Origin of the sequence: Gordonia sp. JH63, from assembly GCF_009856645.1 — a bacterium.
GTDB classification, from domain to species: Bacteria; Actinomycetota; Actinomycetes; order Mycobacteriales; family Mycobacteriaceae; genus Gordonia; species Gordonia hongkongensis.
Window position 1 is genome coordinate 535,001 of record NZ_CP047235.1, and the last position, 25,225, is coordinate 560,225.

A 25,225-nucleotide genomic window follows, 5' to 3' on the forward strand; every position below is an offset into this window, starting at 1 on the left:
TGTCAGCCGCCGGTGAGCACCTGGTGGTCAACGCCAGCCGAGAGCGGGTGCGACGTGGGTCAGGATCGACTCGAGCACGTGGGCGTTGTACTCCACGCCGAGCTGATTCGGCACCGTCAGCAGCAGTGTGTCGGCCGCGGCGATCGCCTCGTCCTCACGCAACTGCTCGATGAGCTTGTCCGGCTCGTCGGCGTAGCTGCGTCCGAATCGGGCCACACTGTTGTCGATGACACCGACCTGATCCGATTCAGCACCACCACGTCCGAAGTAGGCGCGGTCGCGGTCGTCGACAATGGCGAAGATGCTGCGGCTCACCGACACTCGCGGTTCGCGCGGATGTCCGGCATCGGCCCAGGCCTTGCGGAACCGCTGGATCTGCTCGGCCTGCAACTGGTGGAAGGGTACCCCCGTGTCCTCGGTGAGCAGCGTCGAACTCATCAGGTTCATACCCTGCTCAGCGGTCCATTCCGCGGTGGCGCGGGAGCCGGCGCCCCACCAGATCCGGTCGCGGAGACCGGGCGCCTGCGGCTCGATCGGCAGCAGACCCGGGGGATTCGGGAACATCGGGCGCGGGTTCGGCGTGGCGAATCCGCCGCCTTCGATCACCTTCAGGAACACCTCGGTGTGCTGGCGCGCCATGTCGGCGTCGGTCGACCCCTCGGGCGGGACGTACCCGAAGTACTTGTAGCCGTCGATGACCTGCTCGGGCGATCCGCGACTGATTCCGAGCTGGAGCCGGCCACCGGAGATGAGATCCGCTGCGCCGGCGTCCTCGGCCATGTACAGCGGGTTCTCGTAGCGCATGTCGATGACCCCGGTGCCGATCTCGATCCGGCTGGTCTTCGCCCCGATGGCCGCGAGCAGCGGGAACGGTGAGGCGAGTTGCCGTGCGAAGTGGTGGACCCGGAAGTACGCGCCGTCGGCGCCGAGCTCCTCGGCCGCCACCGCCAGGTCGATCGACTGCAGCAGGGTGTCCGCGCCGGACCGCACCTGGGACCCGTGGGCGTCCGACCAGTGGCCGAACGACAGGAAACCGATGTTTTTCATGCCCTCTAAATGAAACTCCGGTCCGTTTTGTTCCCGTCAGAACGATTCCGTCCCGTCGATCGGCGCGATCGACGGGACGGAATCGGGTCTTCGAAGGGGGACGGTCAGGGCGCCCAGGTGCCCGGGGCCGCCTCACCGTCGGCGACCGGGGTGGAGGTGACACGGTAGGCGCGGTTCACCGCCGAGACGACGGCGCGCAGACTCGCGGTGGTGATCGACGACGCGATGCCGACACCCCAGACCGTCTCGCCGTTGACCTCGGTCTCCACGTACGCCGCGGCGCTGGCGTCGCCGCCGGCGGTCAGTGCGTGCTCGCTGTAGTCGAGGACCCGGACCTCATAGCCGACGGCGCCGAGCGCGTCGACGAAAGCCGCCAGCGGACCGTTGCCGGAGCCGGAGATCTCCCGCTCGTTGCCTTCGACCTTCACCACGGCGGTGATGTGGTCGTCGCCGCCGTCGACCTCGGCCGCGTCCACCTTCTGCCGGATGCGCTCGAGCGGCCAGATCGGGTGCAGGTAGTTCTCCGCGAAGACGTCCCACATCTCCTTGGGATTGACCTCGCCGCCCTCGCCGTCGGTGATCTTCTGGATCTCTCGGCTGAACTCGATCTGCAGACGACGCGGCAGGTTCATGCCGTGGTCGGCCTTCATGATGTAGGCGACGCCGCCCTTGCCGGACTGGCTGTTGACGCGGATGACCGCTTCGTAGTTGCGGCCGACGTCCTTGGGGTCGATCGGCAGATACGGGACGGCCCAGGTGATGTCGTCGACGTCGGAGTCGGCGTTGTCGGCGTCGACCTTCATCTGGTCGAGGCCCTTGTTGATCGCGTCCTGGTGGCTGCCCGAGAACGCGGTGTAGACCAGGTCGCCGCCGTAGGGGTGACGCTCGGGGACGTTGAGCTGGTTGCAGTACTCGACCGTCCGGCGGATCTCGTCGATGTCGGAGAAGCTGATCTGCGGGTCGACGCCGCGGCTGAACATGTTCATGCCGAGGGTGACCAGACAGACGTTGCCGGTGCGCTCGCCGTTGCCGAACAGGCATCCCTCGATGCGGTCGGCGCCCGCCTGGTAGCCGAGTTCGGCTGCGGCGACGGCGGTTCCGCGGTCGTTGTGGGGGTGCAGGCTCAGGATGACCGAGTCGCGCCGGGCGAGGTTGCGGTGCATCCACTCGATCGAGTCGGCGTAGACGTTGGGCGTGGCCATCTCGACGGTCGCCGGCAGATTGATGATCATCGGGCGCTCCGGGGTGGGGGCGATGATCTCGGTGACCGCGTCGCACACCTCCTTGGCGAAGCTCAGCTCGGTGCCCGTGTAGGACTCCGGCGAGTACTCGTACCGCCAGTTGGTGTCCGGGTAGTTCTGCTGTACCTCGAGGACCTTGTGTGCGGCGTCGGTCGCGATCTTGGTGATCGCCGCCTTGTCCGCGCGGAACACGACGCGACGCTGCAGGACCGACGTCGAGTTGTAGAAGTGGACGATCACGTTGGCCGCGCCGCGGCAGGCGTCGAAGGTGCGCTCGATCAGTTCGTCACGACACTGGGTCAGCACCTGGATCGTCACGTCGTCGGGGATGGCGCCGTCTTCGATGATCTCGCGGACGAAGTCGTAATCGGTCTGGCTGGCCGACGGGAAGCCGACCTCGATCTCCTTGTAGCCCATCCGGACGAGGAGGTCGAACATGCGGCGCTTGCGTGCCGGGCTCATGGGGTCGATGAGTGCCTGGTTGCCGTCGCGGAGGTCGACCGCGCACCACATCGGGGCGGTGGTGATGACCTTGTCGGGCCAGGTGCGGTCGGGAACCGCCACTTTCTCGACCTCGTCGGCGAACTGGCGATAACGATGAACGGGCATCGCGGAGCTGCGCTGCGGGTTCCATGAGGGTTGTCCGGCGGGAATCGGGCCCGCGGGCTCGACGATTCGGCTGGCGCCGGAAGTGAAGCTGTCTGCTGGTGCCATGGTGGTCATTCTCCGTGTGTGGAAGGAAAGTGACCGGCGCGTGATGAGGCCCCGCGACGGAGGGCCGGTCGGTTCAGACCCCGCCGCGGCAACCGAGGAGGAGTGCGCGCTGCATGCGCTCGACTGTACTCCCCGGCGACGAGGTGGCCAAAGCTGCAGGTGAGGCCGGGTCGTGACGTCCCCCTCTTCGGGGGGTGCCGCCTCACCGACACGGGCTCCAGACTATGACATGCCTCTCACCGCGCAGCCGGAGTGACCCAAATCATCCGAGCGGCGGACGGGGGCACCCGGACCGATGATGCCCGGGATCTCGAGCCGCCACCCCGACGCGGCCGTCTGCAGAAAGGGCGAACGCCAGTGACGACCATCCCCGCCGAACCGCCGGTGACCGAACCGCCGGAGGGTAAACGCACGAGCCTTCGACGCGTGGCCGCCGCGAGTTCCATCGGCACGACGATCGAGTTCTACGACTTCTTCATCTACGGCACCGCCGCCGCCCTGGTGTTCCCGACCGTGTTCTTCCCGGCCGCCGACGAGGTCACCGGGACCATCGCGTCCTTTGCCACCTTCGCCGTGGCCTTCTTCGCGCGGCCGGTCGGCGCGATGCTCTTCGGTCACTTCGGCGACCGGATCGGCCGTAAACGCACCCTGGTGTGGACCCTGCTCATCATGGGACTGGCGACGGTCGCGATCGGTCTTCTCCCCGGTTACGAGACCGGCGTGTTCGGCTTCGCCGAATCCGGGATCGGCATCGCGGCGCCCATCCTCCTCGTCTTCCTGCGGTTCCTGCAGGGCTTCGCCGTCGGCGGCGAATGGGCGGGCGCAACGCTTCTCACCGCCGAGTACGCCCCACCGGGCAAGCGGGGGCTGTACGCGATGTTCCCGCAACTCGGCCCGGCCTTCGCGTTCTTCCTGTCGAGCCTGACGTTCCTCATCGCGAGCCTGACGCTCGGCGAGACCAGTTCGGCCTTCCTCGACTACGGCTGGCGCATCCCGTTCATCCTGTCCTTCGCGCTCGTCGCCGTCGGGCTGTGGGTGCGGCTCGCGGTCGCGGAGACGCCGGTGTTCCGAGAAGCCCAGCAGCGCAGGGCAATCGACGGTCCCGTGGTCGACGGTCCGGCACTGCCGTTCCTCGACGCCTTCCGCCACCAGTGGCGCGAGATCCTCATCGCCGGCGGCGCGCTGGCGAGCCTTTTCTCGCTGTTCTACATGGGCACGGCGTTCCTCACGAACTACGGCACCAAGTCACTGGAGCTGTCCCGGACCTTCGTGCTGACCGCGGGGATGGGCGCGGCCGTGGTGTTCGGACTGTCCACCGCGGCGTCGGCGGTGTGGTCGGACCGCGTGGGTCGTCGCCGGGTCATCCTCACCTCGTGCAGCGTCGCGATCCCCTGGGCGCTGGTGCTGTTCCCGATCCTGGAGATCGGCGGCGGCGTCGCGTTCGTGGTCGGACTCTTCGGGACGCTGCTGATCTTCGGCATCGCCTACGGTCCGGCCGGAGCGCTTCTGCCCGAACTGTTCGAGGCGCGGTACCGCTACACCGGTGCGGGGATGGGTTACAACCTGGCCGGCATCCTCGGTGGCGCCATCCCGCCGCTGATCGCCGCCCCGCTGATCGCGGGTCCCGGTGCGATCTGGGTGGGTGTCCTGCTCGCCGGTCTGTCGGCACTCAGCGTCGTGTGCACGATCAAGATCGTCGAGACCAAGGACAAGACGATGCGGGCGTCGGTCACCGACGACGAGCAGGTGCTGGTCGCGTAAGCTACTGTCCCGCAACCGCATACAAGAACTCCGCCCCGGGCCTGTCGGCTCGGGGCGGAGTTGTTGCCACCGTCCGCAAGCTACGGGCGCTCCTCAGCTCAGGGAGCGGGGGTGGAAGGGGTGTAGCGCAACCAGTCGACCGTCATGGTTGCCGGGCTCGGAGTCGTCGACGACGGGGGCCCGGGCCAGATGCCGCCGACCGCGACGTTGAGCAGCGCGTACATCGGCTTGTCGAAGACCCACCGTTCGTCGCCGGTGAGCGAGGAGCGGTTGATCGTGTAGACCGCGTTCCCGTCGATGGTGAAACGGATCTGCGACGACGACTTGGTCACCGCGTAGACGTGGAAGTCGCCCGGATCGATGCCGGTGAGGTCGTGGCCCCGCTCCCAGCGGCCGGCGAGCGGCCCCGGCAGCGGCAGTCCGGGGAGGAGATCGGCGAGCGAGAGATCGAGTGATCCCATCGCGGTGCCCAGCGCCGTCGGGCCGTGCACGCCCACGTGGACCCAGTCGGAGGAGTTGGTCGTCTCGGCGATGTCGACCTCGCCGGCCGCCGGGTACCCGACGGAGTCGATGTCGCTCCCCAGCAGCCAGAACGCCGGGTGCAACCCGCGACCCTGCGGCAGGGAGATGCGCGCGGAGATCGTCCCGTAGGTGAACTCGAAGCTGTCCTTGGTGGTGAGCCGGGCCGACGTCCAGCCGCCGGTCGCCGCGCGGCGCGCCTCGATGAGCAGGTTGCCGTTGCCGTCGAGCCGCGAGTTCAGCCGATCGGCGGTGTAGTTCTGCACCTCGTTGTTGCCCCAGCCGCCGGCGCCGGTCTCGTGCTGCAGCGCCGACGGGAGAGTGCCGGCGGCGCCGTCGAATTCGAGGCTGAACGGCTCGTCGGCGTGGGCGGCCGCCGGCACGGACAGTGCTGCCGCGGCTGTCAGGGCGGTGACGGCGGCGACGGGCGCGAGGTGCGCTCCCAGTCGGCGGAGAAGTCCTCGAGGTTGAGGTGTGACAGTCATGGAGAACAAGTACCACACGTCACTTTTGTCTCATATGCCTCGTTCGTCACATTCGCCGGTCAGGCGCCTGCGGAGTCCGGGAACGCGGGACGTCCCCAGCGGCCCGCGAACGCGACCTCGGAGAGCGGGAGCCGGGTGCGGGGTTTCTCGTCGCGGGCGCGGATCTCCTCGGGAAGGGACGCCGGGTCGGCGAGCGCGCCGACCCCGAGCAGCACCAGCGGTCGTTTGTCGGCGGGGATCCCGAAGATGTCGCGGGCTGCCTCGGCGTCGAAACCGGCCATCGGATGGGCATTGAAGCCGAGGGCCTCGGACTGCAGGATCATCTGCGCCACCGCCAGTCCACAGTCGACGGCCCCGTACGTGTGGGCCTTCGCGTCGTCGGGGTCATCGGTTGTGCAGACCAGGATCAGGGCCGCCGAGCGCGGCGCCCACCCCGAGTTCCCCCGGGTCAGGACGCCGGCGAGGGCGTCGAACGTCGGGTCGCCGCGCAGTCCCGCGATGAAGCGCACCGGCTGCACCCGGCCCCAGGTGGGAGCCCAGCGCCCGGCGTCGACGATCGTGGTGACGTCGCCGAGCGAGATGGTCGCGGACGGATCGTAGCCGCGGGCGCTACGGCGGCCCGAGATGAGTTCGTGCATCCGCCCGAGGGTAATGGCGTGGCGACCGCCGGGCTCGCCGTCAGGAGTCGGCGCGTGCGACGCCCACGGGACCGGTCGCCGGGAGCGAAGCAAGCGGCACCGGATCAGCACCGTCCGGCAGTTGCACCTCGGCGACCTCGGCCTGCGGATCGGTGGGCTCGTCGCGCATCACGAACAGCAGGACCGTGCCGAGTGCGAGGAGCGCCAGACCGCTCGCCAGCGACGCCGCGTGCATGCCGTCGACGAAGGCCTGCTTCGCAGCGGTGGCCAACCCCTCTCCGGCCGAACCCATGTCGGTCGCCCGGTGCAGGGTCTCGCCCAGGGTGTCGCCGAACGACCAACCCCGGTCGCCGTCTCGGAACACGAGGGTGGCCAGCGATCCGAGAAGGGCCAGGCCCATCGCGGTCCCGAGCTCGAAGCTCGTCTCCGAGATACCCGACGCGGCGCCCGACCGCTCCGGCGGAGCCGAGCCGACGACCACGACCGACACCAGGCTGAACTGGATGCCGTAGCCGACGCCCGCGATCGTCGTGCACAGCACGTACGCCCAGACCGGGGTCGAGGTGCCGAGGGTCAGCATGCCGAGATTGCCTGCGGCGGCCAGGCCGACAGAACCGACGAAGGCCAGCCGGGTGCCCAGGAACGCGGCGACCCGGGTCGCGCCGATGGAGAACACCGCCACCGCGACGGCCATCGGCAGGCCGGCGATGGCCGCGGCCAGGACGTCGTGGCCCATGACCGACTGGAGGTAGACGCCGGTCAGGTACGACATGCCGCCGAGGGCCATCATGCCGATCAGCGCAACGGCGACCGCTCCGCTGAACTGCGCGTTGCCGAACAGCTTGAGGTCCAGGAGCGGTGACGTGACCCGGCGCTGGTGCAGCAGGAATGTGACGAGCAGCGCGGCACCCACCACTCCGGCGACCACCACGCCGGTCGTGGCGCCTTCGCTCGCGACCGTCTTGACGGCATAGACGAGCGGGAGGATTCCGGCCATCGAGAGCACGACGCCGACGACATCGAACGGGTCGTTGGTCGCGGCCCGGTACTCGGGGATCAGGCGCGGCCCGAAGACGAACAGTGCGGCGAGCACCGGGACGTTGATGAGGAAGACCACGCCCCACCAGAAGTGGTGCAGCAGAACGCCTCCGATGACCGGGCCGACCGCACTGCCGCCGGCGAACGCCGCGGTCCACACACCGATCGCGCGCCCGCGCTCGCGGGCGTCGGGGAACATGTTGGCGATGAGCGACAGGCTCGAGGGCAGCAGGGTGGCACCGCCGATGCCCATGAGGGCGCGCGCCGCGATCAGGATCTCGGGCGAGGGTGCGAAGGCGGCGATGACCGAGGCGATGCCGAACAGGGCGGCGCCGGCGAGGAGGATGCGTCGCCGGCCGACGCGGTCGCCGACATTGCCCATCGTGATGAGCAGCCCGGCGATCAGGAAGCCGTAGATGTCGAGAATCCACAGCTGCTGGGCTGCGGACGGCGCGAGGGCATCGGTGATCGACGGGATGGCGAGGTACAGCACCGAGACGTCCATCGAGACCAGGAACACCGGCAGGGTCAGCACGGCCAGTCCCAGCCACGTCCGCCGGTCGGCGGTACCCGAGGTGGTCGGGCGGAGCCGGTTCGACGGGCCGAGCTGGGCGGACATCATTCCTCCTTCGCGGCAGACGGCAGCTACCTACGCGTACGGTGTACGCGGGTCAGCGTACGGGGATGAGTACGCTGTACGCAATCGGATAATTCCCGCCCTGAGCAGGAGGAACGAGAACGTGACGGCCGACACCTCGAAACTGTCGACGGCGACGATCGTCGATGCCGCCATCGCCGTGGCCGACGATGCCGGGATCGGCTCGCTGTCGATGCGGCGGGTCGCCGAGAAGCTCGGGGTCGGGGCCATGTCGCTGTATCGCCACGTCGAGGACAAGGACGCGCTGCTGCAGGCGATGTCGACCGAGGTCGGACGGCGGTTCCCGTACCCCGTCGACACCGCGCCCGAGTGGCGGACACGGGTCGGGATCGCCGTCGACGTCGACTGGGACCTCTACACCCGGCATCCGTGGGTGGTCCTGGCCTACTCGTCGCCCCGGCACAGTTACGGCGAGGATTCGCTGGCGTGCCTCGACTGGCTGGCGGCCGGATTCCTCGAGCTCGGCGTCGGCATCGAACGCGCCACCGACATGGCGCTGTCGGTCTGGAGCTTCGTCCACGGCGTCGCCCTTGTCGCGGTGAGCGATCAGTTGCTTCACGACGACGCCCTGCTGCCGTCCGCGGGACTGGCCGAGGTGATCTCGGGGGAGTCCGAGGTCGAAGTCCCGTCGCATCTCGCCCGCCTCGCCGGCCGTCGCGATGCCGGCCGGCTGCTCGATCCCCGGGCGCGCCTCGACGCCGGAATCGACTACCTCTGCCTGGGATTCGCGGCGTCGGCGGTGTGACAACCTTCGGCTCCCTGAGAGGCGAGCGAAGAGGGTTTTTCTGCTCCCTGAGGAGCGAGCGTAGCGGGTCGTCTCCTGCTCCCTGAGGTGCGAGCGTAGCGGGTCGTCTCCTGCTCCCTGAGGTGCGAGCGTAGCGAGCCTCGAAGGGTCTCGCACGGCATCTCACCAGGCCCTTCGAGGCTCGTCGCTATCGCTCCTCGCACCTCAGGGAGCAGAGGGTCCGCTCGTCGCGCTTGGGGGCAGAGGGGGTCCGCTCGTCGCGCTTGGGGGTAGAGGGGTCGCGCTCCTCAGAGAGCAGGGGAACGTGGCTCCTTGGGGAACGGGGGTGCGCGACTCTCACATGGCGTGGGGGAACACGGTCAGCATGTGCGCGCCGAACCACGAGCTGCCGACCACGATCGGCACGACGATCAGTCCCGCGACCACCGGCCGCATCCGGGCGAGCGCCATCGCCAGCGGGATCAGCAGGACGAAGGCGGGCAGCAGCAACCGGGGCCGGCTCATCATCAGTCCGCTCGACAGCACGATCTGCGCGACCAGCAGCGAACCGTAGAGCAGGACCGGCCACGGCACCCGTGACCAGACGGCGACGCCCAGCATCACCAGCGTGCTCAGCACGATCCACGACGTGGCCACCGGGGCGATCTCGGCCGAATGGACGAGCATTTCGTTGATGAACTCGAAAGCGGCCACGCCCCAGTCGAACTGGGTGTCCCAGCCCTCGGTCTGGATGCGGAACCACCCGGTCGGCGACCCGGTGTGCGCCCACACCACGCAGAGATAGGCGAGGTAACCGAGCGGGCTGATGACGATGGCGACGATCGCGCGGACGCGTGCCGCTCTCGGGACGTCGGTCCCGCGCGCCTGCCACAGGTACACGAGGGCCGCGAGCATCACGACCCCGATCAGGACCGCCGCCGTCGGCCGGCACAGACCGCAGAGCGCGGCGACGACGCCGGCGAGGAGCCAGCGTTTCTCGAGGACCCCCACCAGCGCCCACACCGCGAGCGCGCAGAACAGCGCCTCGGTGTATGCCATGTTCAGCACGATCGACATCGGCGTCGCCGCGAAGAGCACCACCAGGAACAGTCCGGTTCCGCGTTCGGGTGCCGGGCCGATCGGGGACCGTCGTGCCATGAGTCGGGCGCACACCATTCCGAGACGTGCCGCACCGACCGCCGCCACGCATCCCAGGACCAGGTTCACCGTGATCGCCGCACCGAAGGGGCTCAGGCCCGGCAACTTCGCGATCAGGCCCACCAGGTAGGGGTAACCGGGAAAGAAGGCGTACGCGGTGTCGACGGTGTGCAGACCCCGCGCGTCGGTGAGCGTGTAGGGCACGCCGTCGTAGCCGTGGGTCGCGATCGCGATCATCCACTGCCCATCCCAGACCGCCAGGGAGTCGCCCAGCGTGGTGCCCCGGAGGTCGGCGAACCGCGCCAGGACGAGGATGCCGATGGCGCGGATGACGAGGAAGACGAGCAGCGCGTCGAGCCACCAGCGATGACCACGGACCGCGGCGGGCGACGAACCGAGCGGACCGAAATAGCCGCGGGTCATCGACGCCAGTCGACGGCCGTAGCTGTTCGTACCGACGGGACCGGTTCCGGTGTCACCGACGTCGGTTGGGGAGGCCACGCGAGCGATCCTAGGGCGGATCACCTCGGTCCGGTCCCGTCGGGTGGGGCGGAGACCAGGTCAGAGCGGTCGCGGCGGTCCCGGTAAGGTTGTCCCGGCAAGTTGACGTCTATCGACCGGCACACTGGCCGGCGGGAGGTAACTCGACGTGGCCCTCGTGGTGCAGAAGTACGGCGGATCCTCGGTCGCAACGGCCGAACGCATCCGTCGCGTCGCCGAGCGGATCGTCGAGACCAAGAAGCAGGGCAACGACGTCGTCGTGGTCGTGTCGGCGATGGGCGACACCACCGATGAGCTCCTCGACCTCGCCCAGCAGGTCAACCCGGCGCCGCCGGCCCGTGAGATGGACATGCTGCTGACCTCGGGTGAGCGGATCTCCAACTCGCTCGTCGCGATGGCGATCAGCTCGATGGGCGCGCAGGCGCAGTCGTTCACCGGATCGCAGGCCGGTGTCATCACGACGAGCAGCCACGGCAAGGCCAAGATCATCGACGTCACGCCCGGGCGCGTTCGCAGCGCACTCGACGAGGGCAAGATCGTGCTGGTCGCCGGCTTCCAGGGCGTCTCGCAGGACACCAAGGACGTGACCACGCTGGGACGCGGCGGCTCCGACACCACCGCGGTCGCGCTGGCGGCCGCGCTCGAGGCCGACGTCTGCGAGATCTACACCGACGTCGACGGCGTCTACTCGGCCGATCCGCGGATCGTGCCCGACGCCCGCCGTCTCGACACCGTCTGCTTCGAGGAGATGCTCGAGCTGGCTGCCTGTGGCGCCAAGGTGCTGATGCTGCGGTGCGTCGAATACGCGCGCCGATACAACGTTCCCGTTCACGTGCGCTCGTCGTACTCGACCAAACCCGGCACCATTGTGACCGGATCGATGGAGGACATCCCCGTGGAAGAAGCCATTCTCACCGGCGTCGCACATGACCGCAGCGAGGCCAAGATCACCGTCGTCGGCCTCGACGACAAGCCCGGTTACGCCGCGCGGGTGTTCCGCGCCGTGGCCGACGCCGAGATCAACATCGACATGGTGTTGCAGAACGTCTCGAAGGTCGACACCGGCAAGACCGACATCACCTTCACCCTGCCGCGCGAGCTCGGGCCGCTCGGCGTTGAGAAGCTCACCAAGCTGCAGACCGAGATCGGGTTCACCGATCTGCTCTACGACGATCACATCGGCAAGGTGTCGCTCGTGGGCGCGGGCATGAAGTCGCACCCCGGTGTCACGGCCACCTTCTGTGAGGCCCTCAGCGAGGCCGGCGTGAACATCGAGCTGATCTCCACCTCGGAGATCCGGATCTCGGTGCTGTGCCGGGACACCGAACTCGACGACGCGGTGCGCGCTCTGCACGCCGCCTTCGATCTCGGCGGCGAAGAAGAAGCCGTCGTCTACGCCGGAACGGGGCGATAGCAGTGACGGGGCGAGCGAAGCGACGGGAGATGTAATGGTACGTATCGGAGTCGTGGGCGCGACCGGTCAGGTCGGCGCCGTCATGCGAACCCTGTTGGCGGAGCGCAACTTCCCGGCCGACGAGGTGCGCTTCTTCGCGTCCTCGCGCTCGGCGGGCAAGAAGCTGCCGTGGGGCGACGGCGAGATCGTCGTCGAGGACACGGCCACCGCCGATCCGTCCGGACTCGACATCGCGCTGTTCTCGGCGGGTGCCACCATGTCGCGCGAACAGGCGCCGCGGTTCGCCGAGGCCGGCGTGACCGTCATCGACAACTCGTCGGCCTGGCGCAAGGATCCCGATGTGCCGCTGGTGGTCTCGGAGGTCAACGGTGAGCTGGCGAAGAACCCGCCCAAGGGCATCATCGCCAACCCGAACTGCACCACGATGGCGGCCATGCCGGTCCTCAAGCCGCTCCACGACGAGGCCGGTCTGCAGCGCCTGATCATCTCGAGCTACCAGGCGGTCTCGGGTAGCGGTCTGGCCGGTGTCGACGAATTGGCCACCCAGGTGCGTGCGGTCGCCGGCGACGCGGAGAAGCTCGTGCACGACGGTTCCGCCGTGGACTTCCCCGCCCCGAACAAATACGTCGCGCCGATCGCGTTCAACGTCGTGGCGCTCGCCGGTTCGCTCGTCGACGACGGTTCGGGTGAGACCGACGAGGACCAGAAGCTGCGCAACGAGTCGCGCAAGATCCTCGGGCTGCCCGGATTGCTCGTGAGCGGAACCTGCGTACGCGTGCCGGTGTTCACCGGCCACTCGCTGTCGATCAACGCGGAGTTCGCGAACCCGCTGTCGGCGGCACGTGCACAGGAGATCCTCGGTGGCGCAGCGGGTGTGGAGCTCGCGGACGTGCCGACGCCACTGGCCGCCGCCGGCAAGGATGCCTCGCTGGTCGGCCGGATCCGGCAGGACCCGGGTGTTCCGGACGGCCGCGGTCTCGCGCTGTTCGTCTCAGGGGACAACCTCCGGAAGGGCGCTGCCCTCAACACGATTCAGATCGCCGAGCTGCTCGTCTAGAGCACCTCAGGTGGCGGGGGCGATACAGCAGCCGCCGCTTCGGTGATGATCGCGCGCATCGACGCCTCCGCGACCTCCGGGTCGCGGAGGCGTATTGCTCTGGCGACGTCGTCGTGCAGTGCGATGGCCACCGGATTCGGTGTCGCGGGCATCATTCCGTGGTGGGTGCGGCCGGCGAGGACCTCGTTCACCACCCCGGTGAGCGACCGGAACATCTCGTTGCCGCTGGCCTCCAAGAGCGTTCGATGAAAGACCTTGTCGGCCAGCAGGTACGACTCGAGGTCGCCGTTGCGCCCGTGTACCGACATGTCCGACACGGCTGCCGCCAGGATGCGGCACTGGTGCTCGTTCGCGCGCTCGGCGGCGAGGGCCGCCGCCACCGGCTCGAAGCCGCGTCGTAGCTCCGAGAGGGTGGCGAGGAACTCGGCGCGGTCGGCGCCGTCGAGGCGCCAGCGGATCAGCCGGGCGTCGAACACGCTCCATCGGGTCCGCGGCTGGATCGTGATGCCGACGCGGCGCCGGGATTCGACGAGGCCCATCGACTCGAGAACCCGGATCACCTCGCGGGATACCGTCCGCGACACCCCGTGGTCGGCGCTGATGGCGTCGAGGGTCAGCACGCTGCCGGCCGGCTGCGCTCCCGAGACGATGCGTCGGCCGATCGCCGCGAGGATCTCGTCGTGCCGCTCGCCTGTGCTCCGTGTGCCCTGACTCACCGTTTCATCTTCTCATTCATCGAGGTACGGACAAATGTGCGTACTTAATGGTCGCGAGGGCTTGCGAAAGTATTACTATTGAGGCAGCCTACGTGATCAGCAGCACAGCGTGGTGAGGAGTGAACATGCGATCGCCGATCGTCGTCATGGGGGTGTCGGGGTCCGGGAAGTCGACCGTCGGGGCGGCGTTGGCACAGCGCCTGCGGGTGCCGTTCGCCGACGCCGACGACTTCCACCCCGCCGAGAACATCGCCAAGATGTCGGCGGGAGAACCGCTCGACGACGACGACCGCCGACCCTGGCTCGAGTCGATCGGCGTCTGGCTCGCCGAACACGCCGACGGCGGTGTCATGAGCTGCTCCGCGCTCAAACGGCATTACCGCGACCTTCTTCGTGATCACGCACCGACGACGCTTTTCGCGCATCTGGCCGGGTCGGTCGAGGTCATCTCGCGACGGCAGGCATCACGCCCGGGGCATTTCATGCCACCGACCCTGCTCGCCTCGCAGTTCGAGACCCTTGAACAGCTGACCCCCGACGAACGCGGCCTGACCGTCGACGTGGACCAGAGCGTGGACGCCATCATCGACGAACTGGTCGAGGCCCTCTCGAACAGTTCCGATCTCGACGCCGAGGAGAACTGATGTCGCCGACCACCACGATTCTCGCCGCGAGCACAGATCTGCCGCAGCCGGTCGCGCCCGGCTGGCAACTCATCGTCGCGGCGCTGGCGGGTATCGCCGTCATCGTCGTGGCGATCACGATCGCCAAGGTCCATCCCTTCCTGGCGTTGGTGGGCGGCGGCGCGACCGTCGGCATCGTCGCGGGTGAGTCGATCCCGACGGTCCTCGAGTCGTTCACCGCCGGATTCGGCACCACCGCAGCGGGAGTCGGCATCCTGATTGCACTCGGCGCCATGTTCGCCAAGCTGCTGGCCGACTCCGGTGGTGCCGACGAGATCGTGGACACGATCGTCGGTCACGCCTCACCGCGGATGCTGCCGTGGGCGATGGCGCTCGTCGGCGCCATCATCGGTCTGCCGATGTTCTTCGAGATCGGTCTCGTGCTGTTGATGCCGGTGATCTACCTGGTGGCCCGACGCTCGGGTCTCGGCCTGATCCCGATCGGCATCCCCGCGCTGGCCGGGTTGTCGGCGATGCACGGGTTCGTCCCGCCGCATCCCGGCCCGCTCGTGGCGATCGACGCCCTCGGCGCGGATCTCGGCATGACACTCGGACTCGGTGTGCTGGTTGCCATCCCGACCATCATCGTGTCGGGGCCGCTCTTCGGCGTGCTCGCCGGGCGATGGGTGACGGTCGAGGCCCCGACGACCTTCGACGTCGATCCGTCCGACGGCCCGACCACCAAGCGTCCGTCCTTCGCGATCACCATGTTCAGCGTCCTGCTGCCCGTCGTGCTGATGCTCGGCAAGGCACTCGCCGAGATCTTCATCGCCGACGAGGACCAGCCCGTGCGCAAGGTCCTCGACATCCTCGGCACGCCCCTCATCGCGCTGCTCATCGCGGTGATCGTCGCGATGTTCACCCTCGGCCGCGGTTCCGGCATGGACCGCGAGACCATCTCGAAGTGCACGGGTGCGGCACTCCCCGCGATCGCGGGCATCCTGCTGATCGTCTCCGCGGGTGGCGGATTCAAGGAGGTCCTCGTCGACACCGGGATCGGCACCCTGCTCGCCGACTGGGCGACCGGCGCGAACGTCTCGGTGCTCCTGCTGGCCTGGACGCTCGCGGCACTGATCCGCCTGGCGACCGGATCGGCGACCGTTGCCACGATCACCGCGTCGTCGCTGATCTTGGGTCTGGTCGACGGGATGGGTTCGGGAGAACTCTCGCTGGTCGTCCTGGCGATCGGTGCCGGGTCGGTGTTCCTGTCCCACGTCAACGACGCCGGTTTCTGGCTGGTGAAGGAGTACTTCGGCATGACCGTCGGACAGACCTTCAAGACCTGGTCGATGATGGAGACGGTCCTCTCGGTGACCGGATTGATCGTGGTACTCGCACTCGGCTTGGTCATCTGAGCCGGCCCTCTGTGCGGTAGTTTGACCACTCATGACACGGAAGATGCGGGTCCGGGCGGCGGTGGTCACCGGGGTTCTGGCGTTGGCGGCGACGCTCGCGTACCCCGCAGCGGCACAACCCGATTCGCCGAGCACCGGACTCGGACCGAGCGACACCTCGCTCATGCACGGCGACCTCGCCTCCACGGACTCCACGGCGCATCGAGGCCCCGGCCGCGGGGCTCGACTGGCCGGCTCCTCGATACCGGGCGGCGCCTGCGCGGCAACGTTCGTGGGACGCGACGGGATGCCCGTCGCGTTGTGTACGCAATTCGTCGGATCGTCGCCCCCGGCATTCGCGGTGCCGTCGGTCGTCCTCTTCGATCCCCGGACCGCGCAACCACTGGCGTCGACGCAGCTGACGAAGGGCGGACTGCTCGGCGGCGTGTACGGCTATCTCGACGACCGCGACCGGGTGGTCGTCGCCGACGGGTCCGGGTCGATTCTCCGTGTCGCGCATGCGAAGACGGCCAGCGGCTGGCGAGTGTTCGTCGACGATCGGGTCGACGTCGACCACGCGATACCGGCGGGTGACGCGATCACCGGCCTGGCGCCCGGCTTCGACGGCCGCGTGTGGTTCGCGACGACGCGCGGGGTGGTCGGGACAGTCGACCGGCACGGCGCTGTGCGGTCCACCCGGCTGCCCGCGGGAGAGGAACTCGGCAACGGCCTGTCGATCCGGCGGACGGGGGCGTCGATCCTGACGACGCACGCGCTCTACGAGATGCGTGCCGATCCGGGTGCGGCACCGGAGGTCGTCTGGCGTCGCGCCTATGACCGGGGGTCGGCACGCAAACCCGGACAGCTCACCTGGGGTTCGGGGACGACGCCGACGTACTTCGGTCCCGGTGGCGATGGTTGGGTCGCCATCGTCGACAACGCGGAACCGCCGGATCTCCGCGTGCTGCGCAGCGATGACGGCTCCGAGGTCTGCCGCATGCGGGCCTTTTCGACGTCCGGGCCGGGCACCGAGAACTCGCCGATGGCCTGGGGCAACTCGCTGGTCATCCCGAGCACCTACGGCTACCAGTACCCGCCGATGGCGGTGCAGGGGCCGTCCGACCCGGCCGATGCACCGTTCGTCGGCGGCGCCACCCGCATCGATGTCGGGGAAGGCGGCTGTCGTCGCGTGTGGGAGAACGGCGACCGGATCGCGACACTCCCCAAGTTGTCTCGCGCGGACGGTCTGATCCACGCGATCGGGTATGGCCCGATCCGGCCGAACCTCCCACAGCAGATCGGTGAAGTCGACTATGTGGCAACCGACTTCGCGACCGGCAGGCGGGTCGCGACGGTGCCGGTCGGGACGGCGCCGTTCGACGAACCACTCGAGCTGACCGGGACGATCACGGCCGACGGATCGCTGTGGCAGGCAACTCTCGGCCGCATGCTCAAGGTGACGCCGGGCCGCTAGGCCGTCGATCGGCGACACCCCTGTGGCCCTCTGCGAGGCGTCACACACTTGGAAGCGACACCCGTCACCTGACTCGTGTTACTGTGCGGTAGGTTACACAGCCATGAACTGGAAGTCGGGGAGACTCATGACCCATCGCAGGCGATCGAGACGGACGCTCGGGATCGCCGCGCTGGTGGCAGCGTGCGTCGCGTCGCTGGCCCCCGCAGCGGTCGGTACTGCAGCGGCGGCGGATTTCTACACCCCGCCGGCCCGGTTCGCGTCCGAGCCGGGATCGGTGATCCGCAGTCAGCCGAGTCCGCTGCTGCTCCAGATCCCCGGCATGGCGGGTCAGTGGCCGGGGACCGCCCGCAAGGTCATGTACACCTCGCGTTACCAGGACGGAAAGCCCGCCGCGGTCACCGGAACCGTCATCGAACCCACCGCGCCGTGGCGCGGCCCGGGTCCGCGCCCGACCGTGGTCATCGGTTCGGGGACGATCGGTCAGGGCGACCAGTGTGCGCCATCGAAGCTGATGACCGTGCCCCTCGCGGTGGACATCACGAAGCCGGGCATCTCGGTCAACTACACCGCGCCGGAGATGTATTACATGCTCGTCAACGGCGTGCGGGTGTTCATCACCGATTACATCGGGATGGGCACGCCCGGTGTCCACACCTACGTCAACCGCGCGGAGACCGGTCAGGCGATGCTCGACGGCGCCCGGGCCGCACTCGCGATCTCGGGCGCCCCGAAGGACGCCCCCGTAGGTTTCGCCGGTTACTCGCAGGGCGGTGGCGCAGCCGCGTCGGCCGCCGAACTCGCCGAGACCTACGCACCGGAACTCGACGTGCGCGCGACCTACGCCGGCGCGCCCCCGGCCGACCTCGAGAAGGTCATCCCCGCGATCGACGGCACCACCATCGCGGGGGCGATCGGCTTTGCCGTCAACGGGCTGACCGAGCGGTATCCGAACGTCGCCGACGTGGTGCGACGAGAGACCAACGCCACCGGCAAGGCCGCGCTGAAACAGCTCTCGACCAGCTGCATCGGGGACATCATCCCGGCCTTCGGTTTCCGCCGCGTCGAGACCTGGACCCGAACCGGCGAGACGCTGTCGTCCCTCATCGCACGATCCCCGGGACTGCAAGAGGTTGTCCGCCAGCAGCGGATCGGTCGCCTGAAGCCGAACGCGCCCGTCTTCGTCGAAGGCGGACTGCACGACGACGCGATCCCGTACGGCCAGGTCGCGCAACTCGCGGCGGACTGGCGCGCCCAGGACGCCGACGTCACCTTCGTCACCGACCCCACCCCGCCCATCTTGACGAAGTCGATCGTGAACCATGTCGTCCCCATGCTCGGCACGTTCGTCCCCGGGATGGAGTTCGTCCTCGCCGAGTTCCGGAAGTGAGCCGCTCGCGGCCGAACCTCCTCGATGCTGGAGGCCCGCCGGGGTGAGTGGCAGGATCGGGGCATGACGGATCCGAAGGACCCGGCTGGGGGCGCGTCCGGCGATTCTGCCGCGGATGACCCCGATCGCGTCCCGAGCCAGGCCGAGCTGGACGCCGAGGATCTGGCGGCCATCGAGCGGTCCTCGCGCGATCGGGACCAGTCGGCGCTCTATCCGACGCGGCCGGGCGAGCCGGGACCGCCGCCGGAGGCGCTGGCGGTGCACGCGCGCATCGCGTGGTGGGGCGCGGCCGTGATCGGTCTCGTGCTGACGATCTACGGCTTCTTCAACCTCGGCACCATCACCGACGATCTGCGCAACCGACTGCTCGAAGGCGTGGTCTCGGACCCGGCGAACTCCGCACCCGAGAGTGAGGTCGAGACCCTCGCCGGCTTCTTCCCGCCGTTCATGCTGGTGATGATCGTCGTCGTGCTGGCCAGCGAGTACGCGTGCCTGGTGACCGCCGCGTCGCAACACAGCCGGCATCTCCGCAACTTCTTCCTGGCCGCCGTCGTCGTGCATCTGCTGTGTATCCCCGTCGGAGTCGACCTGCTGTTCCGATACCCGGACGTGTCGTCCGTCATCGTCGTCCTGAGCTACCTCCAGTTCGGTCTCCTGGTGGTCGCCGCCCTCTGCACCCTCCGGCGACCGGTCAACCAGTGGCTGCCCGAGTCGACCCGGATGAAGCCCACGCGGATGATGCGCGGACGGTGAACCGGACTCCGACGCCGGTGTCGTGACCATCACGTCGCCGTCGCCGGTGTCGTCGGAATGTTCCGCGAGCGGGGTGGGTTGGACCGAACGTTGGCCCGAACCCGCACTGAGCATCCAGGAGGATTTCGAATGGCAATCGAACCGGTGTACACCATCTCGTCGAAGGCGTCCGGCGGGGGACGCGACGGCGAAGTCGTCTCGGCGAGCGGCCAGATCGATCTGGACCTGCGGCCGCCGAAGGAGCTGGGTGGCAGCGGTGAGGGGACCAATCCCGAGGAATTGTTCTCGGCGGGTTACGCCGCCTGCTTCCTGAGCGCGCTGCGCGCCACCGCCAAGCAGGCCGACACCCCGGTGCCCGACGGGGCGACCGTGGACGTGGCCGTCGGGATCGGAAAAGACCCGGCGGACAACGGGTTCGGTCTCACCGTCGCCATCGAGGTCTCGCTGCCCGGCCTCGACGAGGCCAAGGCCAAGGAACTCGCCGACCTCGCCTACACATTCTGTCCGTACTCGAAGGCGACCAAGGGCAACATCGACTCGTCGGTCACCGTACGCGTCTGATCGTTGAGCCGTGCGGGGTGTCGGTGTCGGCGCCCTTCGTGGCTCGTCGCTATCGCTCCTCGCACCTCAGGGAGCAGAGGTAATCCATAGGACAAGAAGGGAGTTCTTGATCATGACCAACCCGATCACCAGCACGCTCACCGACGAGCAGCAGTCCGTCGCCGGAAAGGCGTTGCAGGACACCCTCGTCGACCTCATCGACCTGTCGCTCATCGCGAAGCAGGCGCACTGGAACGTCGTAGGCAAGCAGTTCCGGTCGGTGCATCTCGACCTCGATGAACTGGTCACGGTGTCCAGGGAGTTCACCGACGCGGCCGCCGAACGGGCCACCGCGATCGGCGTGAGCCCGGACGGCCGTGCCGAGACCGTCGCAAAGACCGCCCACACCAAGGGATTCGGTGAGGGCTGGACCAAGGACAGCGACGTCGTCGAGTCGATCGTCGACAATCTCAAGGCAGTGGTCGCGGGTCTCCGCGAGCGAATCGGGGTCACCGAGGAGGCCGATCCGGTCACTCAGGACCTGCTGATCTCGTTCGCGTCGAAACTCGAGCAGCTGCACTGGATGTGGCAGGCGCAGATCGCGTGAGCGAGTACGCCTGACCCTCTCACAGCAACGAACCCCCGTCGACTCGCGACGGGGGTTCGTTGTGTCCGGGGGCCTGATCAGTCGACGGACCGAGCAGATTCGGGGGTGTCGGGATCGGAGGTGCCGGGATCGGGGGTGTCGGGGGCGGGATCGGCGTCATCGTCGGCATAGGAGTCGCTGAAGGAGACCCGAGGCGTGGTCGCCGAGTGGTACAGCGCGATGCCGACGTACACCAGGGCGGCCACCGCGAACACCGCGGACACGAGGATCGCCGCGATGTGTGCGACGGTCGCGAACACCCCGTCGAGCGGTCCGGTCGCGAGCGCTCCCGCACCGGCCAGCGCCGCGCCGAGCAGAGCCCACGCGGCACTCCGTATCCACGGGGCCACCACCGAGACGTAGAAGAGCCGTTGATAGATGGTCAGCGAGAACTCGTCGACCGCGGCCAGCCGGACCTCGTCGCCGCCGGCGAGGTCACGCAGTTCGCGCGCCAGCTGGGTCTGACGCTGCAGACTCGTCGATTCCCGCTCGCGGTACCGCACGAACCCGATGACGCCGAGCGCCGTCGCCACGAGCCCCAACCCGACCATCACACCCCAGTAATCCACGACGTTCACGCTACAACTAGAACCTGTTGCAGTCGTGAAGCGGGTCACACGCCCTGGGCGGCGGTCGGCAGATCCCGGTGGACCCGACGAGGACGCAACCGGGGGAACGTGGCGCAGATTGATCACCGATCCATCGGCGGAACTGCCGACGGGCTGGAAGAATTCTCCCTCGGAGGACTTCGTTTTCGGCGGCGTTCACCCGCGGGTTCCGACCGGGCCCGGACACACGGACCTCTGCCTGTGGCGGGGCCGCATCGACGTGAAGGAGCACTCCGTGTCGACACTTCTGTCCACTCCGCCCACCGCTGTCGAACTCGCCGCGTGCCCGACGCCGACGGAGCGGGCCGACCCGCTGCGCATCCTGGAAGCGCAGGCGCAGACCCGGGTCGCCGATCTCGTCCCGGTCCGGCACGCGCGGATGTCGGCGACGCCGTTCACCTTCTATCGTGGTGCGGCCGCGGTGATGTCCGACGACCTGTCGAGAACGCCGGACACCGGGATCATCACCCAGCTGTGCGGCGATGCGCACCTGAGCAATCTGGGCCTCTTCTTCAGCCCGGAGCGTCGAATGGTGTTCGACCTGAACGACTTCGACGAGACGCACATCGGGCCGTTCGAGTGGGACGTCAAGCGTCTGGCCGCGAGCTTCGCGATCGCGGGACGTAACAACGGACTCGACGACGCGACCAATCGTAGGGTCGCCAAGACCGTTGCCAAGGCGTACCGGCGGGCGGTCGTGCGCAGCGCGTCGAAGACGACTCTGGAGAACTGGTACGCCGGGATCGACGTCGACCATTTCCTGGCGGAGTTCGGGCCCAAGCTGGACACGTCGATGAGCGAGCGGACGCAGAAGGCGCTGAAGAAGGCGCGGCACCGCGACAGTGCGCAGGCCCTCGCGAAGCTCTGTGTGATCGGCGCCGACGGCTCCGCGCACATCCGCAGCGACCCGCCGCTGCTGGTGCCGCTGCACGAGCGGTTCCCGGCCGAGACCGCCGAGATCGTGGCCGAACGGGTCCGCGAGCGGGTCAGCGCCTACCGCGACACCGTGCCCTTGCATGTGCAGGCGCTCCTCGACCAGTTCGCGATCGTCGACATCGCGTTCAAGGTGGTCGGCGTCGGCAGCGTCGGCACGCGGGCGTGGATCATCCTGCTCACCGGCAAGGAGCTGGGTGATCCGTTGTTCTTGCAGGTCAAAGAAGCGCAGCGGTCGGTGCTCGCCGACCACGTGCCGGCATCGGGCTTCGACAACCAAGGGCAGCGGGTGGTCGAGGGGCAGCGCCTGCTCCAGGCGACGAGCGACCTCTTCCTCGGCTGGTCGACCGGGATCGACGAGAACGGTGAGCGACGCGACTTCTACGTGCGGCAGCTCCGCGACGGAAAGGGCTCGGTCGTCGTCGAGGCCCTGAGCGCGGAGGGGATGAAGTTGTACGCACAGCTGTGCGGGCTGGTTCTCGGTCAGGCGCACGCCCGGACCGCGAGCCGGTTCCGGATCGCCGAGTACCTCGGGAGCACGAAGGGTTTCAGTGACGCGATCGCCGAGTTCTCGCTCGCGTACGCGGATCTCAACGACTCCGATCACACCCGGATGATGGAGGCCATCGGTCGAGGCGAGCTCGAGGTGTACGACCTGGCGGCCGAGGGCAAGAGTTGAGTCCGACAGGGAAGGTTGCCGGTGGAACCGACTGCGCGCGAGGATGAGACGTCGTTGCGGGAGCAGGTCGCCGCGCTGATGCCGCAGGCGAGATCGGATCTCGCGGAGATGGTCCGGTTCCGGTCGGTGCACGACCCGCAGCAGTTTCCCGTCGAGGAGTGTGACGGGATGGTCGACTGGCTGCTGGCGGCCTTCGGTGCCGTCGGCGTCGACGACGCCTCCGCGCATGTCACCAGCGACGGCAGCAAGGCGATCACCGGGTCCATTCCCGGCCCGGAAGGTGCTCCGACCGTCCTGCTCTACTTCCACCACGACGTGCAACCGCCGCTCGGTGACGACGAATGGGACTCTCCCGTCTGGGAACTGACCGAGCGGGGCGGGCGGTGGTACGGCCGCGGAGCTGCCGACTGCAAGGGCAACATCGCCGTGCACCTCACCGCGTTGCGCGCACTCGCCGGCCGGGCCGGGGTGACGGTGAAGATCATCGGCGAGGGGTCGGAGGAGCAGGGGACGGGAGGCCTCGAGGACTTCGCGGTCCGCAATCCGGACTTGCTTGCCGCCGATGCGATCCTGATCGCGGACTCCGGCAACTTCGCGGTCGGGAAACCGAGTCTGACGACGACGCTGCGCGGCATCGCGAACGTCGTCGTGTCCGTGGAGACGCTGGGGTCGGCGATGCACTCCGGAATGTTCGGCGGGGCCGCCCCGGATGCACTCGCGGCGCTCATCTCGATGCTCGCGACCCTGCGTGACGAGCACGGCAACACCACCGTCGCCGGACTCGACGCCGACGCCCGTTGGCCGGGTGTGTCCTACCCGCCCGACCGATTCCGCAACGATGCAACGGTTCTCGACGGAGTCGACCTGGTCGGATCGGGATCGGTGTCCGACATGGTGTGGGCGCGCCCGGTCGCGACAGTGCTCGGCATCGACTGCCCGCCGGTGGTCGGATCGTCGGCGGCGGTGCAGCCGCGGGCGCGGGCGCGCATCAACCTCCGCGTGCCACCGGGGATGGACCCGATGGTTGCGCAGGACGCGCTCGTCGAGCACCTCCGTCGCGTCGCGCCCTGGAACTCACGGGTGTCCTTCGAGCGCGAGGCGGTGGGCGCGCCCTTCGTCGGATCCACCAGCGGTCCGGCGTACGACACGCTCACCGGCGCCCTGTCGACCGCCTACGACAGCGAGGTGCTGATCCAGGGGCAGGGTGGATCGATCCCGTTGTGCAACGTTCTCCAGTCGCTGTTCCCCGACGCCGAGATCATGCTGTTCGGCGTCGAGGAACCGCGGTGCCTGATCCACGCACCCAACGAGAGCGTCGACCCGTCCGAGATCGAGCGGATCGCCCTGGCCGAGGCGCTCTTCTTGCGCGACTTCAGGTACCGCTGAAGCGGTGTAGCAGAGCTGTTTTGAGTTCCGGGCGGCTCGCGGCCACCAGGACGAACGCGGCTTCGCGGAACAACCGTTCGGAATCGCTCCCGCGCACGACGCCGCGGCCGCCGTCCGCGGACACCAACGCGGCCGCGGCGTCGAGCGCCAGAGCCGCGGCGTCGGCCCGGGCCGCCAGCAGTGCGGTGGCATCAGCCATCCCGGCGTCGAGCGCGGTTCGGACGACGTCGGCGCGCTCGCGCAGCGCCCGCCCCTCCCGGTGGTGGCCGCCGACATCGAGCAGTGCCGCACAGCGCCGCACCAGGCCGAACGGGAGGGTGCCGTTCAGTCGGACGCCGACGTTCTGGGTCGCGAAGAATTCCGCGAGGCCCACGCGCGTGACCTCGCGATCGAACGGGACCATCAGACCGTCGACCCGTAGGGACACCGTGGTCGTCGCGGCGGCGGCGGACAGATCCACGGGTGTTGCCCGGACCGCTGCGGACGACCTGCCGCCGACCAGGTCGGGCATGCGCAGGATCGCGGAGATGACGTCATCGGTCGCGGCGTCGCGCGCCGAGATCTGGAGCAGGTCGACGACACCCCAGCCGCTGACGAACGGCGCGTGCCCGTTCAGGAGCCAGCCGTCGTCGGTGTGTGTCGCGACCATCCGTGGTGGCGTGGGGACGACTCCGGCGTAGGCGACGCCCGCGCGTAGACATCCGCTCACGGTCGCGTCGAGGAGTTCGCCACGTAGCTCGTCGTTGGTGCTCCGGGCGAGGGACAGGACGACGCCGTGGTGCTGGATCCAGGTGAAAGCGGTGGCGAGGCAACCACTGGTGAGCACCTCGAGGATCTCGGTGACCTCACCGAATTCGAGTCCCGGCCCGCCGGCCTCGACCGGCGCCGCGATGCCGTACAGGCCGGCGTCGGCCAGCGCTCGCCAGTGGGATTCGGGGACCGCTCTTGTGCGGTCCACCTCGCCGGCCGCCGGGAACAGGACCTCGTCGGCCACCCTGAGCGCTGCTGTTCGCAACTCGGCTCGTCGCTCGGCTCCGGCGTCCTGGGTGGTCACGACTCTCACAGTACGACGAGTGTCCGGGCCGGCAGGAAGTTGGACGACTGACCGACTCCGCCGTCGCGGCCGCT

Annotated in this window: 22 protein-coding genes; 13 read left to right on the forward strand and 9 right to left on the reverse strand. The window is 68.6% G+C overall.

All coding sequences use genetic code 11. From position 1 onward, the window contains the following. Positions 1-27: 27 nt before the first annotated feature. Both GR168_RS02355 and leuA read right to left on the reverse strand, forming a co-directional pair. Complete coding sequence (locus GR168_RS02355) at positions 28-1,047, reverse strand: LLM class flavin-dependent oxidoreductase (RefSeq protein WP_159369912.1); 1,020 nt, start codon at positions 1,045-1,047, stop codon at positions 28-30. Between the two features lie 104 nt (positions 1,048-1,151). Beyond that, positions 1,152-3,002 carry a 2-isopropylmalate synthase gene (gene leuA / locus GR168_RS02360; protein WP_159369913.1) on the reverse strand — a complete coding sequence of 617 codons (1,851 nt, stop codon included), beginning with the start codon at positions 3,000-3,002 and terminating at the stop codon, positions 1,152-1,154. 357 nt (positions 3,003-3,359) lie between these two features. Here leuA and GR168_RS02365 point away from each other — a divergent pair, with 357 nt between their 5' ends. After that, the gene (locus GR168_RS02365; protein ID WP_159369914.1) at positions 3,360-4,763 is read left to right on the forward strand and encodes an MFS transporter; all 1,404 of its coding nucleotides are present in this window, start codon (positions 3,360-3,362) and stop codon (positions 4,761-4,763) included. A gap of 98 nt (positions 4,764-4,861) precedes the next feature. On the opposite strand, the gene GR168_RS02370 is transcribed toward GR168_RS02365, so the two are convergent. Genes GR168_RS02370 through GR168_RS02380 form a run of 3 tightly spaced genes read right to left on the reverse strand, consistent with a single transcriptional unit; the run spans position 4,862 to position 8,062 of the window. Further along, on the reverse strand, positions 4,862-5,767 hold the full coding sequence (locus tag GR168_RS02370; protein WP_159369915.1) for a glycoside hydrolase family 16 protein: 906 nt from the start codon (positions 5,765-5,767) through the stop codon (positions 4,862-4,864). 59 nt (positions 5,768-5,826) lie between these two features. After that, complete coding sequence (locus GR168_RS02375) at positions 5,827-6,405, reverse strand: nitroreductase family protein (protein ID WP_068972284.1); 579 nt, start codon at positions 6,403-6,405, stop codon at positions 5,827-5,829. Between the two features lie 40 nt (positions 6,406-6,445). Beyond that, positions 6,446-8,062, reverse strand: coding sequence for an MFS transporter (locus tag GR168_RS02380; RefSeq protein WP_159371795.1), 1,617 nt, complete (start codon positions 8,060-8,062; stop codon positions 6,446-6,448). A gap of 121 nt (positions 8,063-8,183) precedes the next feature. Here GR168_RS02380 and GR168_RS02385 point away from each other — a divergent pair, with 121 nt between their 5' ends. Next, positions 8,184-8,846: a TetR/AcrR family transcriptional regulator gene (locus GR168_RS02385; RefSeq protein WP_058251062.1), complete on the forward strand. Its 663-nt coding sequence runs from the start codon at positions 8,184-8,186 to the stop codon at positions 8,844-8,846. 336 nt (positions 8,847-9,182) lie between these two features. On the opposite strand, the gene GR168_RS02390 is transcribed toward GR168_RS02385, so the two are convergent. Further along, positions 9,183-10,406: a mannosyltransferase family protein gene (locus GR168_RS02390; protein ID WP_238995074.1), complete on the reverse strand. Its 1,224-nt coding sequence runs from the start codon at positions 10,404-10,406 to the stop codon at positions 9,183-9,185. A gap of 226 nt (positions 10,407-10,632) precedes the next feature. Between GR168_RS02390 and GR168_RS02395 the strand changes: the two genes are divergently transcribed. Continuing rightward, a complete protein-coding gene (locus GR168_RS02395; RefSeq protein WP_065630659.1) occupies positions 10,633-11,898 on the forward strand; it encodes an aspartate kinase in 1,266 nt (421 codons plus the stop codon). A gap of 34 nt (positions 11,899-11,932) precedes the next feature. After that, positions 11,933-12,955: an aspartate-semialdehyde dehydrogenase gene (locus tag GR168_RS02400; protein WP_137808657.1), complete on the forward strand. Its 1,023-nt coding sequence runs from the start codon at positions 11,933-11,935 to the stop codon at positions 12,953-12,955. Here the strand turns inward: GR168_RS02400 and GR168_RS02405 are convergent. Beyond that, complete coding sequence (locus GR168_RS02405) at positions 12,952-13,671, reverse strand: FCD domain-containing protein (protein ID WP_137808656.1); 720 nt, start codon at positions 13,669-13,671, stop codon at positions 12,952-12,954. The two genes, GR168_RS02400 and GR168_RS02405, sit on opposite strands and share 4 nt — an antisense overlap. A 125-nt stretch (positions 13,672-13,796) precedes the next feature. Here GR168_RS02405 and GR168_RS02410 point away from each other — a divergent pair, with 125 nt between their 5' ends. The 7 genes from GR168_RS02410 to GR168_RS02440 all read left to right on the forward strand — a co-directional run bounded on the left by GR168_RS02410 (position 13,797) and on the right by GR168_RS02440 (position 20,452). Beyond that, complete coding sequence (locus GR168_RS02410) at positions 13,797-14,315, forward strand: gluconokinase (protein ID WP_065630691.1); 519 nt, start codon at positions 13,797-13,799, stop codon at positions 14,313-14,315. Next, positions 14,315-15,709 carry a gluconate:H+ symporter gene (locus GR168_RS02415; protein ID WP_068969847.1) on the forward strand — a complete coding sequence of 465 codons (1,395 nt, stop codon included), beginning with the start codon at positions 14,315-14,317 and terminating at the stop codon, positions 15,707-15,709. The genes GR168_RS02410 and GR168_RS02415 overlap by 1 nt, the downstream gene beginning before the upstream one ends. Positions 15,710-15,740: 31 nt before the next feature. Continuing rightward, the gene (locus GR168_RS02420; protein ID WP_238995002.1) at positions 15,741-17,162 is read left to right on the forward strand and encodes a hypothetical protein; all 1,422 of its coding nucleotides are present in this window, start codon (positions 15,741-15,743) and stop codon (positions 17,160-17,162) included. A 127-nt stretch (positions 17,163-17,289) separates the two neighbouring features. Then, the gene (locus GR168_RS02425; protein ID WP_159369917.1) at positions 17,290-18,552 is read left to right on the forward strand and encodes a lipase family protein; all 1,263 of its coding nucleotides are present in this window, start codon (positions 17,290-17,292) and stop codon (positions 18,550-18,552) included. A gap of 63 nt (positions 18,553-18,615) precedes the next feature. Continuing rightward, a complete protein-coding gene (locus GR168_RS02430) occupies positions 18,616-19,305 on the forward strand; it encodes a hypothetical protein (protein WP_159369918.1) in 690 nt (229 codons plus the stop codon). A 129-nt stretch (positions 19,306-19,434) separates the two neighbouring features. Then, positions 19,435-19,866, forward strand: coding sequence for an organic hydroperoxide resistance protein (locus tag GR168_RS02435; RefSeq protein WP_065630665.1), 432 nt, complete (start codon positions 19,435-19,437; stop codon positions 19,864-19,866). A gap of 112 nt (positions 19,867-19,978) precedes the next feature. Then, a complete protein-coding gene (locus tag GR168_RS02440; protein WP_068969841.1) occupies positions 19,979-20,452 on the forward strand; it encodes a DNA starvation/stationary phase protection protein in 474 nt (157 codons plus the stop codon). A gap of 77 nt (positions 20,453-20,529) precedes the next feature. Here GR168_RS02440 and GR168_RS02445 read toward each other — a convergent pair whose 3' ends face one another. After that, positions 20,530-21,069: a hypothetical protein gene (locus tag GR168_RS02445; protein WP_159369919.1), complete on the reverse strand. Its 540-nt coding sequence runs from the start codon at positions 21,067-21,069 to the stop codon at positions 20,530-20,532. Between the two features lie 265 nt (positions 21,070-21,334). Between GR168_RS02445 and GR168_RS02450 the strand changes: the two genes are divergently transcribed. Together GR168_RS02450 and GR168_RS02455 are read left to right on the forward strand one after the other, a co-directional pair. Beyond that, positions 21,335-22,711, forward strand: a complete 1,377-nt coding sequence (locus tag GR168_RS02450) for a DUF2252 domain-containing protein (protein WP_159369920.1) — start codon at positions 21,335-21,337, stop codon at positions 22,709-22,711. A 21-nt stretch (positions 22,712-22,732) separates the two neighbouring features. Continuing rightward, entirely contained in the window at positions 22,733-24,097 is a 1,365-nt protein-coding gene (locus GR168_RS02455; RefSeq protein ID WP_159369921.1) for a dipeptidase, read from the forward strand. Here GR168_RS02455 and GR168_RS02460 read toward each other — a convergent pair. Continuing rightward, complete coding sequence (locus GR168_RS02460; protein ID WP_159369922.1) at positions 24,084-25,151, reverse strand: acyl-CoA dehydrogenase family protein; 1,068 nt, start codon at positions 25,149-25,151, stop codon at positions 24,084-24,086. The genes GR168_RS02455 and GR168_RS02460 overlap by 14 nt on opposite strands. Positions 25,152-25,225 lie beyond the last annotated feature (74 nt).

Bases quoted from the DNA above. Each gene is read 5' to 3' on its own strand.
- GR168_RS02420 (WP_238995002.1), top strand. From the start codon at position 15,741: ATGACACGGAAGATGCGGGTCCGGGCGGCGGTGGTCACCGGGGTTCTG.
- GR168_RS02415 (WP_068969847.1), top strand. From the start codon at position 14,315: ATGTCGCCGACCACCACGATTCTCGCCGCGAGCACAGATCTGCCGCAG.
- GR168_RS02425 (WP_159369917.1), top strand. From the start codon at position 17,290: ATGACCCATCGCAGGCGATCGAGACGGACGCTCGGGATCGCCGCGCTG.
- GR168_RS02440 (WP_068969841.1), top strand. From the start codon at position 19,979: ATGACCAACCCGATCACCAGCACGCTCACCGACGAGCAGCAGTCCGTC.
- leuA (WP_159369913.1), bottom strand. From the start codon at position 3,002: ATGGCACCAGCAGACAGCTTCACTTCCGGCGCCAGCCGAATCGTCGAG.
- GR168_RS02370 (WP_159369915.1), bottom strand. From the start codon at position 5,767: ATGACTGTCACACCTCAACCTCGAGGACTTCTCCGCCGACTGGGAGCG.
- GR168_RS02375 (WP_068972284.1), bottom strand. From the start codon at position 6,405: ATGCACGAACTCATCTCGGGCCGCCGTAGCGCCCGCGGCTACGATCCG.
- GR168_RS02380 (WP_159371795.1), bottom strand. From the start codon at position 8,062: ATGTCCGCCCAGCTCGGCCCGTCGAACCGGCTCCGCCCGACCACCTCG.
- GR168_RS02435 (WP_065630665.1), top strand. From the start codon at position 19,435: ATGGCAATCGAACCGGTGTACACCATCTCGTCGAAGGCGTCCGGCGGG.
- GR168_RS02390 (WP_238995074.1), bottom strand. From the start codon at position 10,406: ATGACCCGCGGCTATTTCGGTCCGCTCGGTTCGTCGCCCGCCGCGGTC.
- GR168_RS02400 (WP_137808657.1), top strand. From the start codon at position 11,933: ATGGTACGTATCGGAGTCGTGGGCGCGACCGGTCAGGTCGGCGCCGTC.
- GR168_RS02430 (WP_159369918.1), top strand. From the start codon at position 18,616: ATGACGGATCCGAAGGACCCGGCTGGGGGCGCGTCCGGCGATTCTGCC.
- GR168_RS02355 (WP_159369912.1), bottom strand. From the start codon at position 1,047: ATGAAAAACATCGGTTTCCTGTCGTTCGGCCACTGGTCGGACGCCCAC.
- GR168_RS02410 (WP_065630691.1), top strand. From the start codon at position 13,797: ATGCGATCGCCGATCGTCGTCATGGGGGTGTCGGGGTCCGGGAAGTCG.